The 255-nt window shown below is 58.0% G+C and carries 1 protein-coding gene; it reads left to right on the forward strand.

The annotated features are described in order from the left end of the window. A partial coding sequence (locus IB266_RS30615; protein ID WP_192264479.1) for a POTRA domain-containing protein occupies positions 1-255 on the forward strand: 255 nt, incomplete at both ends.

Below are 255 nucleotides of genomic sequence, written 5' to 3' on the forward strand. Positions count from 1 at the left end.
TGCCGCAGCCGCGCAACCGCGTCGGCCTGAAGGTCAACATCAACGAAGGCACCGTGGCGGCCATCCAGCACATCAACGTGGTGGGCAACACGGTTTTCCCGGATGAAGACCTGATCGACCTGTTCGAACTCAAGACCACCAACTGGCTGTCGTTCTTCAAGAACGACGACAAGTACGCCCGTGAAAAACTCTCCGGTGACCTGGAGCGCCTGCGTTCCTACTACCTGGACCGTGGCTACATCAACATGGACATCG

The organism is Pseudomonas sp. Pdm06 (assembly GCF_014851795.1).
Classification (GTDB): domain Bacteria; phylum Pseudomonadota; class Gammaproteobacteria; order Pseudomonadales; family Pseudomonadaceae; genus Aquipseudomonas; species Aquipseudomonas fluorescens_AA.